Source organism: Mycobacterium sp. (genome assembly GCF_025933915.1).
GTDB lineage: Bacteria > Actinomycetota > Actinomycetes > Mycobacteriales > Mycobacteriaceae > Mycobacterium.
The window spans coordinates 15,682-29,036 of sequence record NZ_JAICZA010000049.1; the positions used below are offsets into that span (position 1 = coordinate 15,682).

Annotated in this window: 14 protein-coding genes; 7 read left to right on the top strand and 7 right to left on the bottom strand. The window is 67.8% G+C overall.

Features of this window, described 5'->3' with window-relative positions; genetic code table 11:
• Window positions 1-7: 7 nt before the first annotated feature.
• Entirely contained in the window at window positions 8-532 is a 525-nt protein-coding gene (locus Q0W90_RS10265) for an Rv3235 family protein (RefSeq protein WP_363319575.1), read from the bottom strand.
• A 241-nt stretch (window positions 533-773) separates the two neighbouring features.
• Here Q0W90_RS10265 and Q0W90_RS10270 point away from each other — a divergent pair, with 241 nt between their 5' ends.
• From Q0W90_RS10270 to Q0W90_RS10290, 5 genes are all read left to right on the top strand, one after another.
• Window positions 774-2,195 (top strand): wax ester/triacylglycerol synthase family O-acyltransferase, encoded by a 1,422-nt coding sequence (locus Q0W90_RS10270; RefSeq protein ID WP_297598475.1) that lies wholly within the window; start codon window positions 774-776, stop codon window positions 2,193-2,195.
• Between the two features lie 28 nt (window positions 2,196-2,223).
• The gene (gene ppk2 / locus Q0W90_RS10275; RefSeq protein WP_297774437.1) at window positions 2,224-3,042 is read left to right on the top strand and encodes a polyphosphate kinase 2; all 819 of its coding nucleotides are present in this window, start codon (window positions 2,224-2,226) and stop codon (window positions 3,040-3,042) included.
• A gap of 6 nt (window positions 3,043-3,048) precedes the next feature.
• The gene (locus tag Q0W90_RS10280; protein WP_297598478.1) at window positions 3,049-3,570 is read left to right on the top strand and encodes a hypothetical protein; all 522 of its coding nucleotides are present in this window, start codon (window positions 3,049-3,051) and stop codon (window positions 3,568-3,570) included.
• A 137-nt stretch (window positions 3,571-3,707) separates the two neighbouring features.
• Window positions 3,708-4,856 carry a ferredoxin reductase gene (locus Q0W90_RS10285; RefSeq protein ID WP_297699023.1) on the top strand — a complete coding sequence of 383 codons (1,149 nt, stop codon included), beginning with the start codon at window positions 3,708-3,710 and terminating at the stop codon, window positions 4,854-4,856.
• An 85-nt stretch (window positions 4,857-4,941) separates the two neighbouring features.
• Entirely contained in the window at window positions 4,942-6,222 is a 1,281-nt protein-coding gene (locus tag Q0W90_RS10290; RefSeq protein ID WP_297699007.1) for a fatty acid desaturase, read from the top strand.
• A 231-nt stretch (window positions 6,223-6,453) separates the two neighbouring features.
• Here the strand turns inward: Q0W90_RS10290 and Q0W90_RS10295 are convergent, their stop codons facing one another.
• The 3 genes from Q0W90_RS10295 to Q0W90_RS10305 are packed head-to-tail and all read right to left on the bottom strand — an operon-like array spanning window position 6,454 to window position 9,090.
• The gene (locus Q0W90_RS10295; RefSeq protein ID WP_297774424.1) at window positions 6,454-6,951 is read right to left on the bottom strand and encodes a DUF302 domain-containing protein; all 498 of its coding nucleotides are present in this window, start codon (window positions 6,949-6,951) and stop codon (window positions 6,454-6,456) included.
• Window positions 6,938-7,897, bottom strand: coding sequence for a carbon-nitrogen hydrolase family protein (locus tag Q0W90_RS10300; RefSeq protein ID WP_297699009.1), 960 nt, complete (start codon window positions 7,895-7,897; stop codon window positions 6,938-6,940). Before Q0W90_RS10300 ends, Q0W90_RS10295 begins: the two co-directional genes overlap by 14 nt.
• A gap of 11 nt (window positions 7,898-7,908) precedes the next feature.
• Entirely contained in the window at window positions 7,909-9,090 is a 1,182-nt protein-coding gene (locus tag Q0W90_RS10305; protein ID WP_297601347.1) for an acetyl-CoA C-acyltransferase, read from the bottom strand.
• A gap of 90 nt (window positions 9,091-9,180) precedes the next feature.
• Between Q0W90_RS10305 and Q0W90_RS10310 the strand changes: the two genes are divergently transcribed.
• Complete coding sequence (locus tag Q0W90_RS10310; protein WP_297774426.1) at window positions 9,181-9,657, top strand: helix-turn-helix domain-containing protein; 477 nt, start codon at window positions 9,181-9,183, stop codon at window positions 9,655-9,657.
• On the opposite strand, the gene rsgA is transcribed toward Q0W90_RS10310, so the two are convergent.
• Together rsgA and aroA are read right to left on the bottom strand one after the other, a co-directional pair.
• Window positions 9,641-10,624, bottom strand: coding sequence for a ribosome small subunit-dependent GTPase A (gene rsgA / locus Q0W90_RS10315; RefSeq protein ID WP_297774428.1), 984 nt, complete (start codon window positions 10,622-10,624; stop codon window positions 9,641-9,643). The two genes, Q0W90_RS10310 and rsgA, sit on opposite strands and share 17 nt — an antisense overlap.
• Window positions 10,621-11,916 carry a 3-phosphoshikimate 1-carboxyvinyltransferase gene (aroA, locus tag Q0W90_RS10320; protein WP_297774430.1) on the bottom strand — a complete coding sequence of 432 codons (1,296 nt, stop codon included), beginning with the start codon at window positions 11,914-11,916 and terminating at the stop codon, window positions 10,621-10,623. The genes rsgA and aroA overlap by 4 nt, the downstream gene beginning before the upstream one ends.
• 96 nt (window positions 11,917-12,012) lie before the next feature.
• On the opposite strand from aroA, the gene Q0W90_RS10325 reads away from it, so the two are divergent.
• Window positions 12,013-12,786, top strand: coding sequence for an SOS response-associated peptidase (locus Q0W90_RS10325; RefSeq protein WP_297699017.1), 774 nt, complete (start codon window positions 12,013-12,015; stop codon window positions 12,784-12,786).
• A 19-nt stretch (window positions 12,787-12,805) separates the two neighbouring features.
• Here Q0W90_RS10325 and Q0W90_RS10330 read toward each other — a convergent pair.
• On the bottom strand, window positions 12,806-13,355 hold a 550-nt coding region (locus tag Q0W90_RS10330), incomplete at its 5' end, for an HNH endonuclease signature motif containing protein (protein WP_297774432.1).

The following is a 13,355-nucleotide window of genomic DNA, read 5'->3' on the forward strand; positions in this document are numbered from 1 at the left end:
GGCGCGGTCACCCGATGTGCAGGGCCACCACCATCCATCGGCGCCCGCTCGCGACGCTCACCTGTTCCACCCGGCACGCGATGGCGTGGATCCGGCTTCCGCGGCTGTAGGAGCCGAAGACCTCGGCCGCGGCCTCGGGGTCGCGGTGACCCGCCGGCTGCAATCGCATGCGGCGCAACACCGCGGCACCCGCGTGACCAGGCGTCTGCCCGGTCACCGAACGCCCAACCGCGACAACCGAATCCACCAGGCTGGGTGCCAGCATCGGATTCAGCTGGGCGGCCGGGCGGCGGCGGTCGATGACCTCCAGCACGCGCCGGAGCGCGGCGTCGGCGAAGATCGCCGCCTGGCGCATCCGCGCGGACATGACCCGGCCGGAATCCGGCACCGGTGCTCTGCTGGGTGGCCCGGTGTAGGGCCGGGGCGGAGCGTGGCCGCTGCGGCCGCGTGACGGGGTGCGCGAGGACCGCCGGCACTGCGGCACGGTGCGCGGCATGCCCTGGGTTTCCGGCTCGTAGTCGACGACCGGTATGACGGTGAAAGCGTCAGATGGAATCGCAAGGGGACTAGTGTTCAACGCGCACTCTCCAACTCTTCGGCCGGACCGGAAGCCTGCTGGAGAGAGGGCAGACAGTGGTTAGTCAGTCGTCATCATGGCATAACTCCCCGATCGCGCGTGCCCATGCTGACGTGCGCCCGGAACGGGCGATTACCGTGGGCGAGACATCGCTCGAGGCGACAGCAGGATGGATCGACGAGGAGGACTGCGCCGTATGGTGACCCGGTTGTCCCCGCCGGATGCGTCGTTCTATCGGCTGGAGAACACCGCCACCCCCATGTACGTCGGATCGCTGGCCATCCTGCGCCGGCCGCGTGCCGGCCTGAGTTACGAGACGCTGCTGGCCACCGTCGAGCAACGGCTGCCCCAGGTTCCGCGCTACCGGCAGAAAGTCCGCGAGGTGCGGGTCAGCACGGCCCGGCCGGTGTGGATCGACGACAACGACTTCGACATCACCTATCACGTGCGGCGCTCGGCGCTGCCCTCGCCGGGCAGCGACGGGCAACTGCATGAGCTGATCGCGCGGCTGGCCGCGCGGCCGCTGGACAAGTCGAGGCCGCTGTGGGAGATGTACCTGGTCGAGGGCCTGTCCAAGAACCGGGTCGCCCTCTACACCAAATCGCATCAAGCGCTGATCAACGGGATGGCGGCGCCGGAAATCAACCACGTCATCAGCGACCGCACGAAACGTCCGCCACCGGCCCCCGAAGACATCTGGATACCGGAACGCGACCCGGGCAATACCCGGCTGGTTCTCGGCGCGATCGGTGAGTGGCTGGTGGGCCCGAGCGCGCAGCTGCAGGCCGTCGGGTCCGCGATCGGCGGCCTGATGACGAACTACGGCGAGTTGGTCGGCGCCGGCCGCCGGGCGTTCGATCTCGTGCGCACCCTGGCCCGGGGTGACGCGCCCAGCAGCCCGCTCAATGCCACCGTTTCGCGCCATCGCCGGTTTACCGTCGCCACCGGCAGCCTCGAGGATTACCGCGCCGTGCGGGCCCGCTACGACTGCGACGTCAACGACGTGGTGCTCGCCGTGATCGCTGGCGCCCTGGGCAACTGGTTGATGTCGCGTGGGGTGGCGGTGTCGCCGACCGCGACGGTGCGGGCGATGGCGCCGCTGTCGGTGTACGACGAGGGTGATCTCGACGCGAGCGGCCCCGGTCAGGCGATCAGCCAGGTCATGCCGTTCCTTGTCGACCTGCCGGTGGGGGAGCCGAACGCGGTGGTGCGGCTCTCGCAGATCGCGCACGCCACCGAGTCCAACGCGACGGCCGCCCATCTGGTGGACGCCAGGACCATCGTCACGTTGTCGGGTTTCGCGCCGCCGACGCTGCACGCCATGGGAATCCGGGTCGCGACCAGTTTCCCGAGCTTCTCCAAGCGCACGTTCAACCTGCTGATCACCAACGCGCCCGGGGCCCAGTCGCAGATGTACGTCGCCGGCACCAAGTTGCTGGAGACCTACGCGGTGCCGCCGCTGCTGCACAACCAGGCGCTGGCGATCGGCGTGACGTCGTATAACGGCATGCTCTATTACGGAATCAACGCCGACCGCGAAGCCATGAGCGATGTCGCGCTGCTGCCGGGACTGCTGAACCAGGCTCTCGAGGAACTGCTCGAGGCTTCCCGGTCCTAGTCGGCGGTGAAAACCCCTGCGTACGGCTATCATTCGTGCTGTGAAACCAGCCAGGCCCAAGATTTCCGACACCGTCTACGCAGCCGAATTGTTCCGGCTGCAAACGGAATTGGTGAAGCTACAAGAGTGGGTGCGATATTCCGGGGCGCGCCTGGGGGTGATCTTCGAAGGTCGTGACGCCGCCGGCAAGGGCGGTGCCATCAAACGGATCACCGAATACCTCAGCCCGCGGGTCGCGCGCGTCGCCGCGCTGCCGACGCCGACGGATCGCGAACGCGGGCAGTGGTATTACCAGCGCTACATCGCCCACTTGCCCACCAAGGGTGAGATCGTGCTGTTCGACCGGTCGTGGTACAACCGGGCGGGCATCGAGAAAGTCATGGGATTCTGTACGCCGCAAGAGCATGCGCTGTTTTTGCGGCAGACGCCGATCTTCGAGCAGATGCTCATCGACGACGGGATACTGCTGCGCAAGTACTGGTTCTCGGTGTCCGAGGCCGAACAACTGCGGCGGTTCAAGGCGCGCCTCGATGACCCGGTTCGGCGGTGGAAGCTGAGCCCGATCGACCTGGAATCGGTATACCGGTGGGAGGATTATTCACGCGCGAAGGACGAGATGATGGTGCACACCGATACCCCGGCGAGCCCGTGGTACGTCGTGGAATCGGATATCAAGAAACACGCGCGGCTGAACATGATGGCCCATTTGTTGTCCACGATCTCCTACCGCGATGTCGAGGCGCCCAAGGTCAAGCTGCCGCGGCGTCCCGTCGTGAGTGCGAACTACCAGCGCCCGCCGCGTGAGCTGTCGAGGTATGTCGACGACTACGCGGCCACGCTCGTTTAGCCGCATATGACGATCGTCTATATCCCCGCCACGCTGGCCATGTTGCAGCAGCTCGTCGCCGACGGCTCGGTGCGGCCGGTCAACGGCACGGCATTCGCGCTAACGCCGACGTTGCGCGAGGCCTACGCCGAGGGCGATGACGACGAGCTCGCCGACGTGGCACTGCGCGAGGCGGCGCTGGCGTCGCTACGTCTCCTGGCGGCCCGGGGGACGGAAGCGGCTGAAGTGCCCTCGGAGTCCCTGCCGCCCCGCCGGGCGGTGCTGGCCGCCGACGTCGGCGACATCACCTACCGTCCCGACCTCGACGACGCCGTCGTCAGACTGTCCGGGCCGGTCCGGATCGAGGACGTGGTCGCCGCCTACGTCGACAACGCCGGGGCCGAAGAGGCGGTGGCGAAGGCCATCGAGGCCGTCGACGCGGCCGATCTGGGCGATGAGGACGCCGACCTGATCGTCGGCGACGCGCAAGACCACGACTTGGCCTGGTACGCCAACCAGGAGCTGCCATTTTTGTTGGAGCTGCTCTGATGTCGAATGTGAGGCATTCCAGACCGCGGCCCTAGCTACGACACCGTAGGTTACGGTACCGTAGGTTTTGTGAAGCACACAGAATCGATCACAATGTGAGCGTAAGACAGACGCCGCGTAGTGAGCAGGAGCTTCCCCTGGGCAGACGTAACCCATCGATCACGGGCAACGTCGTCGACACCAAGCGACCCGTGATTGCCGGCGCGGACCGGCATCCCGGCTGGAATGCGCTGCGCAAGCTCGCCGCGCGCATCACGACGCCGCTGTTGCCCGACGACTACTTGCATTTGGCCAATCCGCTCTGGTCTGCGCGGGAACTGCGGGGCCGAATCCTTCAGGTACGCCGCGAGACGGAGGATTCCGCGACCCTGGTCATCAAACCGGGCTGGGGTTTCAACTTTGACTACCAGCCGGGCCAGTACATGGGCATCGGATTGCTGATGGACGGACGCTGGCGCTGGCGGTCGTATTCGCTCACGTCGACCCCGGCGGCGGGAACTTCTGGTTCGGCACGCACCGTGACCATCACCGTCAAAGCGATGCCCGAGGGTTTCCTGTCGTCGCATTTGGTGGCCGGCGTCGAGCCGGGCACCGTGGTCCGGCTGGCCGCGCCGCAGGGCAACTTCGTGCTGCCCGATCCGGCGCCCGCGTCGATCCTGTTCCTCACCGCCGGCTCCGGGATCACGCCGGTGATGTCGATGCTGCGAACCCTGGCGCGCCGCAACCAAATTGGTGACATCGCCCACCTGCATTCGGCGCCCACCGAATCCGACGTGATGTTTCGCACCGAGTTGGCCGCGCTGGCGGCCGACCACCCGGGCTATCGCATGAGGCTGCGGGAGACTCGCGCGCAAGGTCGGCTCGACCTATCGGTGCTCGACAGCGAGGTGCCGGATTGGCGGGAGCGGCAGACGTGGGCCTGCGGGCCGGAGGGCTTGCTCACTGCGGCTGAGCGCGTGTGGGCGGCCGCCGGCGTCAGCGAGCGATTGCACCTCGAGCGCTTCGCGGTGACCAGGGCCGCACCCGTTGGTGCCGGTGGAACGGTCACCTTCGCCCAAAGCCGACGCACTGTCGCCGCCGACGCGGCGACGTCGTTGATGGACGCGGGGGAGGGCGCCGGGGTTCAGATGCCCTTCGGGTGCCGCATGGGTATCTGCCAGTCGTGCGTGGTCAGCCTGGTGGAGGGTCACGTCCGTGACCTGCGGACCGGCCAGGAGCACGAGCCCGGGACCCGGGTGCAAACCTGTGTGTCGGCCGCGTCCGGTGATTGCACGCTCGACATTTAAAGGCTACCCACAGGTAACCTACGGATTCGTAGGTTACGATAGCGTAGGTACCGACCATGAAAACAACCGCAGGGAGATGACGACGATGGCGATCACCGACGTCGACGTATTCGCCCATCTGACGGACGCCGATATCGAAAGCCTGGCCGTTGAGCTGGATGCTATCCGCCAGGACGTCGAAGACTCGCGCGGCGAGCGGGACTCCCGCTACATCCGCCGCACCATCGCGGCCCAGCGCGCACTGGAGGTGACGGGCCGGCTGCTGCTGGCCGCCAGTTCGCGGCGCTCGGCCTGGTGGGCGGGGACGGTGACCCTGGGCGTGGCCAAGATCGTCGAGAACATGGAGATCGGCCACAACGTCATGCACGGCCAGTGGGACTGGATGAACGACCCCGAGATTCACTCCTCGACATGGGAGTGGGACATGAGCGGGTCGTCCAAGCACTGGCGATACACCCACAATTTCGTGCACCACAAGTACACCAACATTCTCGGGATGGACGACGACGTCGGCTACGGCCTGCTGCGCGTCACCCGCGACCAGCGCTGGAAGCGCTTCAACAGCCTGAACCTGGTTTACAACACTCTGCTGGCACTCCTCTTCGAGTGGGGCGTCGGCCTGCAGCACGTCGAGCTCGGCAAAATCGTCAAGAAACGGATGGATAACGACGAAGCACGGCAGCGGACGGAGGAGTTCTTGGCCAAGGCCGGCCGTCAGGTGCTCAAGGACTATGTCGCGTTCCCGGCGCTGACCGCGCTGTCGCCCGGCGCGACCTACACGTCCACGCTGAAGGCCAACGCGGTTGCCAACGTGATCCGCAACGTGTGGGCCAACGCCGTCATCTTCTGCGGCCATTTCCCCGACGGCGCAGAGAAATTCACCAAGTCCGACATGATCGGCGAAACCAAGGGGCAGTGGTATCTGCGTCAGATGCTGGGCAGCGCCAACTTCGAAGGCGGATGGCTGCTGCGGTTCATGAGCGGCAACCTGTGCCACCAGATCGAGCACCACCTCTATCCGGACCTGCCGAGCAACCGGCTGCACGAGATCTCGGTGCGGGTGCGCGAAATCTGCGACAAGTACGACTTGCCTTACACCACAGGCTCTTTCCTGCTCCAGTACGCCAAGACGTGGCGCACGCTGGCCAAGCTCTCGCTGCCGAACAAGTACTTGCGCGACGACGCCGACAACGCGCCGGAGACGCGCAGCGAGCGGATGTTCGCCGAACTCGAGCCGGGTTTCCTGGGTACCGATCCGGTCACCGGCCGCCGTCGCGGGCTCAAGTCCGGGATTGCCGCCGTGCGGGGTTGGCGGCGCGGGAAGCGGGCTGCCGCGACACGCCGCGCCGGCGACCTGGCCGCCTAAGCGCCCTTTGCCTTTGCGCCGAACGTGTACTCGCTGCGAATATTTCGCTGATTTTCGCACTGAGTGCACGTTGGGTGCCAGCCGGCCAACGGTCAGGCCACCTCGTCTTCGACCGGACGGGTCCAGGAGAAATGCGACCCGAGCATGGACGTTGCGCCCGGCCCACGCGAGTGGTGCTGCTTGTTTAACCAGCCAGAACCGCCGCGGCGCCGACCGCCAGTTCCAGCGTTGTCAGAAGCCGCCGGTCACCTTTTCGGCCAGCGACGCCAGCTTGGCGTCGAGTTGTTTTGCGGCGCTGAGTAACTCGGGATTGGTCTCGATGACCATGAGCGATGACGGCTTGACGTAGGTCACGCTGCTGCCCGTGCCGCTGTCGGTGATCAGCAGCTCGACCGGGGCGAACAGGCCCGCGGTCACGTCGTGGCGCAGCATGGTGATGGCGATCAGCGGGTTGCCGAGGATCACGCGCAACACCTTGCGGTCGATGCCGGCTTTGGTGATCCAGGCACTGTGGTCGACAATCCCAAACAGCATGAATCCGCTTGGGCCGACGTGGGATTCGACGTGCTCCTCATAAGCTTGCCAGTCGCCGGTGGATGTCGCGATGTCATTGATGGGCACCGGGGCGGCGCCGATGTCGGCCAGCAGCGCGGCGACCAGCTCGCCGTAGCTCTTGGCGCTGTCGTAGCGCACTCGCACACCGTCGAAGCGGGTTTCAGACGCTGACATGCTCGACCTCCTCGAGTTCGCTGTTGTCGTGCACCTGCGCGCTAGGGGTGCGATCGATCAGCAGGCTCAGCATTTCGGGCCGGCTGTAGTGGCCGCCGGCGTCCATGAGGACCTTGCGGGTGTCGATCAACGACAAGTCGAGATCGGCGATGACCTCACCCTCGCCGGAGCGCAGCGGCTCACCCAGGTACTCGCCCTGGGGCGTGATGATCGCGGTGAATTGGCCGCCCGAGATCGGACCGATCGGACAGCCCGTGTCGGCCATGATCTGCGCCTGCTGATCGGCGTCGAGCCACGCGGTCGCATTGACGACGAAGACGCCCCCCTCGAGCGCGTGATTGCGCACGCTGATCTCCATCTGTCGCGCGAATAAGTCGCCTCCGAACGATCCGGGAAACATGCTCGAGTGGATCTGCTCGCCGTCGGCGATCAAGGCGTACCGTTCCAGCGCGTTGAAGTGCTCGTAGCACGCCAACTGCCCGATGCGCCCCACCGCGCTGTCGACCGCGCGCAGCCCGCTGCCGTCACCCTGGCCCCAGACCATCCGTTCGTGGTAGGTCGGCATGATCTTGCGGCGGCGCTGCAGCAGGGTGCCGTCGGCGTCGAACAACAGCTGCGCGTTGTACAACGAACCACCGTCGCGCTCGTTGACACCGATCGACACCACCATGCCGGCCGCTCGTGCCGCCTCGGCGATCGCGTCGACCGCCGGCGACGGTATCGTCACGGCCTGATCCAGCAGCCTGAGGTGCTCGGGCCGCATCTCGAACGGGCGCTCGACGAACGAGAAGTAGGGGTAGTAAGGCACCACCGTCTCCGGGAACGTCGCGAACTGAACGCCATGGTGCGCCAGCTGCTCGATCTTGCTGACCACACGCTCGACGGTCCCCTCACGGCTATACAGCACCGGGCTGAGTTGCACTGCGGCAGCGCGGATCACGGTCATCGCCCCGTCTCCTAGCCCAGCCGTTCGATGATGGTGGCGTTGGCCATGCCGCCGCCCTCGCACATCGTCTGCAGCCCATACCGGCCGCCGCGCTGCTCCAAGGCGTTGAGGAGCGTCGTCATGATGCGAGCGCCGCTGGCGCCCAACGGGTGACCGATCGCGATCGCGCCGCCGTTGACGTTGGTCTTGGCGAGATCCGCGCCGGTGTCCTTGGCCCAGGCCAGCACGACGGGCGCGAACGCCTCGTTCACCTCGAACAGGTCGATGTCGGCCAGGGTCAGACCCGCCTTCGACAGCACCTTCTCGGTGGCCGGGATGACGCCGGTCAGCATGTACAACGGGTCGGAGCCCACCACGGTGGTGGTGTGGATCCGGGCCAGCGGGCGCAGGCCCAGCTTTGCCGCCACCTCGCTGCTGGTGATCAAGACCGCGGCACTGCCGTCGGACAGGGGCGACGAGTTGCCCGGTGTGATCTCCCAATTGATTTGCGGGAAGCGGGCTTTGGCCGCGTCGCTGTAGAACGCCGGCTGCAGTCCGGCCAGCGTCTGCACCGTCGTGCCGGGGCGGATGATCTCGTCGGTGGCAAGACCGGCGATCGGGACGAGCTCGTTGTCGAACAGCCCTTCCTTGGTGGCGCGGGCGGCCTTCTCGTGGCTGCCGGCGGAGAACTCGTCGAGTTCGGTGCGCGAGAAGCCCCACTTCGCGGCGATCAGTTCGGCGCTGATGCCTTGGGGCACCAGGCCGTCGGGGTAGCGCGCGTCCATGCCCTCGCCGAACGGGTTGCTGCCCGGTGACACCTGGGTGCCCATCGGGACGCGGCTCATCGATTCCACGCCGGCGGCGATGACGAGGTCGTAGGCGCCGGCGATCACACCCTGCGCCGCGAAGCTGATGGCCTGCTGGCTGCTGCCGCACTGGCGGTCGATGGTGACGCCGGGCACCGTCTCCGGGAATCCCGCGCCCAGTAGGGCGTTGCGTGCGATGTTGACCGCCTGGTCGCCGACCTGGGTGACGGCGCCGGCGATGACATCGTCGACCTGCGCCGGATCCACGCCGGTGCGCGCCACCAGTTCGCGCAGGCTGTGCGCCAGCAGGTCGGCGGGCAACACATCGTGCAGCGCGCCACTGACTTTGCCCTTGCCGATGGGGCTGCGCACTGCTCCGACGATGACGGCGTCGCGACCCTGGTTCATGGCTCCTCCTCGAGTCGTCTGAGTATATTTAACTATACTCAGATAAACACCTCGGTATGCTTAAAGCAACCCAGCTGGGAGGTGATGTAGATGACACTGCTGCAGGGGCCGCTGGCCGACCGCGACGCCTGGTCGGCGGTGGGCGAGTGCGCGATCGAGAAGACGATGGCGGTCGTCGGCACCAAATCCGCGATGCTGATCATGCGCGAGGCGTACTACGGCACCACTCGATTCGACGACTTCGCCCGCCGGGTGGGCATCACCAAGGCCGCCACCTCGGCGCGGCTGGCCGAACTGGTCGAGCTGGGGCTGCTACGGCGCCGGCCCTATCGGGAGCCCGGTCAGCGCAGCCGCGACGAGTACGTGCTCACCCAGGCCGGCACCGATTTCATGCCGGTGGTGTGGGCGATGTTCGAGTGGGGCCGGCATCATCTGCCCGGGCGCAACCGGCTGCGGCTGATCCACCTGGGTTGCGGCGCCGAGGCGAGCGTTGAGATACGTTGCACCGAAGGGCATTTGGTGCCACCGGACGAGCTCGGGATGCGACTGGCTAAGAAGTCTGGTTGAGCGCGGCCAGCAGCCGGCGCGCCGCCGCGACGCGGCGGACGGCGGGCCCGGACAGCGTGTCCAGCGCGCATTCGGGGTCGGCCGGCGGGCCCAGGTGCCCACAGCCGCGCGGGCAGTCCTCGATGGCCTCGGCCAGGTCCGAGAACGCCATCATGACGTCGTCGGGCCGGATGTGGGCCAGCCCGAAGGATCGGATGCCCGGCGTGTCGATCACCCAGCCGGTGGTCGCCAGGGGCAGCGCTACCGATTGGGTGGAGGTGTGCCGCCCCCGGCCGATGTCGGTGACCTCGCCGACGGCCCGGTCCGCGTCGGGCACCAGCCGGTTCACCAGCGTTGACTTGCCCACGCCGGAGTGCCCCAGCAGCACGGTGATCTTGCCGGCGAGCAGGTCCGCCACCGCGAGCAGGGGATCGTCGACGCCCGCGACGACCACCGTCAGGTCCAGGTCGACGAACTGCTCCGCGAACGGCTCCGGCGGGGCGAGGTCGGTCTTGGTCAGGCACAGGATCGGCGTGAGTCCGCCGGCGTAGGCGGCGATCAGCGTCCGGTCCACCAGCCCGGTGCGGGGCGGCGGGTCGGCCAGCGCCACCACGATCAGCAGCTGGTCGGCGTTGGCGACCACCACCCGCTCGGTGGAATCGGTGTCATCGGCGGTGCGCCGCAACACCGTTCGGCGCTCGCCGCGACGCACGATGCGCGCCAGGGCGTCCGGCCGGCCGGACAGGTCGCCGACCACGTCGACGTCGTCGCCGACCACGATCGGTGTGCGGCCCAGTTCCCGGGCCCGCATGGCGGTGACCCGACGGTCGACGTCGCCGCCCAGCACGCACCCCCAGCGGCCGCGGTCCACACTGACCACCATCGCGCCCTGGGCGTCGGCGTGCTCTGGACGGGTCTTGGTCCGCGGCCGCGAACCCCGGCCGGAGCGGATTTTGACGTCGGACTCGTCGTAGTCGCCGGGCTTCACATGCCGTGCTCTTCCCGGGTGGTCAGCATGTGGGCCCACAGCCCGGGAAAGTCCGGCAGCGTCTTGGTGGTGGCGCCGATGTCGTCCACCTCGACGCCGGCCACCTTTAGCCCCACGATCGCGCCCGCCATCGCCATCCGGTGGTCGGCGTACGCGCGCCAGACCCCGGGCCGCAGCGGCTTCGCGGTGATCACCAGGCCGTCGGGCGTTTCGGTGCAATCGCCGCCCAGGCGGTTGATCTCGGCGCTCAGCGCGGCGAGCCGATCGGTCTCGTGTCCGCGCAAGTGGGCGATGCCGGTGAGCCGGGACACCGATCCCGGAGTGGCCAGCGCCGCCAGGGCGGCCACCGACGGTGTCAGCTCGCCGACCGCGCGCAGGTCGACGTCAAAACCGCCGTAGTCCCCGGAGCCACGCGTCTCCAGGAACGAATCATGTTTGACGACAACGGCATTCAGCTTTTCCAACACGGCCAGGATGTGATCGGCGGGCTGCACGCTGTCCGCCGGCCAGCCGGTGATGCGCACCGCGCCGCCGGTGACCACGGCCGCCGCCAGGAACGGCACGGCATTCGTGAGGTCCGGCTCGACCACCCAGTGCCGGGCCGCGACCGGCCCGGGCCGCACGGTCCAACGGTTGGGGACGGAGTCGTCGACGTCGACGCCGGCCTGGCGCAGCATCACCACCGTCATCGCGATGTGCGGCGCGGACGGCAGCGCCGAACCGGTGTGTTGCACGGTCAGGCCCTCGTCGAACGACGCCGCGCACACCAGCAATCCGGAGACGAACTGCGACGAGGCCGACGCGTCGATCTCGACGGCGCCCCCGGGAATCGCACCGGTGCCCAGGACCCGAAACGGCAGACCCGAGCCGTCGATCCGCACGCCCAGCCCGCGCAGCGCGTCCAGCAGCGGCACGATCGGCCGCGCCCTGGCCTGCTCGTCGCCGTCGAACTCCACGATCGATTCGGCGAGTGCCGCCAGCGGCGGGACGAACCGCAGCACCGTGCCGGCCAGGCCGCAATCGACCTGCGCCATCGATTCCGGCGACACGCGGCCGCTGACCGTCAACTCCGTCGCGTCGCCGTCGACGCGCAGGCCCAGGGTGCGCAGCGCACCGATCATCAGATCGGTGTCCCGGCTGCGCAGCGCCCCGGCGATGGTCGGGGCGCCCTGGCCCTGGGCGGCCGCCAGCGCCGCCAGCACCAAGGCCCGGTTGGTCTGCGATTTCGAACCCGGAACGGTTACGGTCGCATGCACCGGTTGCGGTGCGAAGGGGGCCGTCCACGTACTCACCGGTCCATCATCGCCTGATACCGGCTGCTGCCACCAATAGGAGTTCCGTGGCTCTGCCGCCATTGGAAGTCCTGTGGCTCTGCCACCATGGAAGTTATGTGCGGACGGTTCGCGGTCACGACCGACCCGGCTCTGCTGGCCCAGAAGATCAAGGCGATCGACGAGGCCACCGGCGCCGACGCCGGCTCCGATGCTGTTTCGACGGCGCCCAACTACAACGTGGCACCGACCTCCACCATCGCGTCCGTGGTCAGCCGCCATGCCGAGCCCGAAGACGAGCCGACGCGGCGGGTGCGGCTGATGCGCTGGGGTCTGGTGCCGCCGTGGGCCAAGGCAGGTTCCGACGGCTCGCCCGACACCAAGGGCCCGATGCTGATCAACGCCCGCGCCGACAAGGTCACCACCTCGCCCGCCTTCCGGACCAGCGCCAAGTCCAAGCGTTGCCTGATCCCGATGGACGGCTACTACGAATGGCGGGTCAACTCAGACGCCGCTGGCAAGAAGTCCCGCAAGACACCGTTCTTCATGTATCGGGAGGACGGGGAGCCACTGTTCATGGCGGGCCTGTGGTCGGTGTGGAAGCCCGCGAAGGACGCCGCGCCGCTGCTGAGTTGCACGATCATCACGACCGACGCTCCCGGGGAGCTCGCGCAGGTCCACGATCGGATGCCCTTGGTGATGCCCGAGCGCGACTGGGACCGCTGGCTCGACCCCGACGCCCCGATCGACGAAAAACTGCTGGCCCGCACGCCCGACGTGCGTGCCATCCGCATGCGCGAGGTGTCGACCCTGGTCAACAACGTGCGCAACAACGGCCCGCAGCTACTCGAGCCGGCCGAACCGAAGCCCGAGCAGGCGCGGCTTCTTTAGCGCGCCGCGCGCGCGTAGGTCACGCCGCCCCCGGGCTGTGGTCTTCGTCGTCGTCTCCGTCGCGAAGAAGTTTTTCGGGGTGGTGGTAGGTGTTGGTGCGGGGTTGTGCGCGGTCGAGGTGTGGGGGTGGGATCCATTCGGTATCGCCGCGGGCGGTTTTGCGGGTGCTCCAGCCGCGGGGTGCGAGCATGCGGTGGTGGGTGCCGCAGGCGAAGGTGAGGTCGTTGATGTCGGTGGTGTGGCAGGCGGCGTAGTCGGTGACGTGGTGGACTTCGCAGTAGTAGCCCTTGACGTCGCAGCCCGGTGCGGTGCAGCCGCGGTCCTTGGCGTACAACACAATCCGCTGACCCGGCGAGGCGAGGCGTTTGGTGTGGTAGAGCGCCAGGGCTTTGCCTTTGTCGAAGATCGCCAGGTAGTGGTGGGCGTGGCGGCCCAAACGGATCACGTCGCTCATCGGCAAGATGGTGCCCCCGCCGGTGAGGCCGCGCCCGGCGGCGGCCTCGAGCTCGCGCAGCGTGGTGGTCACGATGAGGGCGGCCGGCAGGCCGTTGTGCTGACCCAACTCGCCG

Coding starts and splice junctions, on each gene's coding strand:
- Q0W90_RS10270 (WP_297598475.1), top strand. CDS start 774: ATGGTGACCCGGTTGTCCCCGCCGGATGCGTCGTTCTATCGGCTGGAG.
- Q0W90_RS10280 (WP_297598478.1), top strand. CDS start 3,049: ATGACGATCGTCTATATCCCCGCCACGCTGGCCATGTTGCAGCAGCTC.
- Q0W90_RS10290 (WP_297699007.1), top strand. CDS start 4,942: ATGGCGATCACCGACGTCGACGTATTCGCCCATCTGACGGACGCCGAT.
- Q0W90_RS10295 (WP_297774424.1), bottom strand. CDS start 6,951: ATGTCAGCGTCTGAAACCCGCTTCGACGGTGTGCGAGTGCGCTACGAC.
- Q0W90_RS10300 (WP_297699009.1), bottom strand. CDS start 7,897: ATGACCGTGATCCGCGCTGCCGCAGTGCAACTCAGCCCGGTGCTGTAT.
- Q0W90_RS10305 (WP_297601347.1), bottom strand. CDS start 9,090: ATGAACCAGGGTCGCGACGCCGTCATCGTCGGAGCAGTGCGCAGCCCC.
- Q0W90_RS10310 (WP_297774426.1), top strand. CDS start 9,181: ATGACACTGCTGCAGGGGCCGCTGGCCGACCGCGACGCCTGGTCGGCG.
- Q0W90_RS10325 (WP_297699017.1), top strand. CDS start 12,013: ATGTGCGGACGGTTCGCGGTCACGACCGACCCGGCTCTGCTGGCCCAG.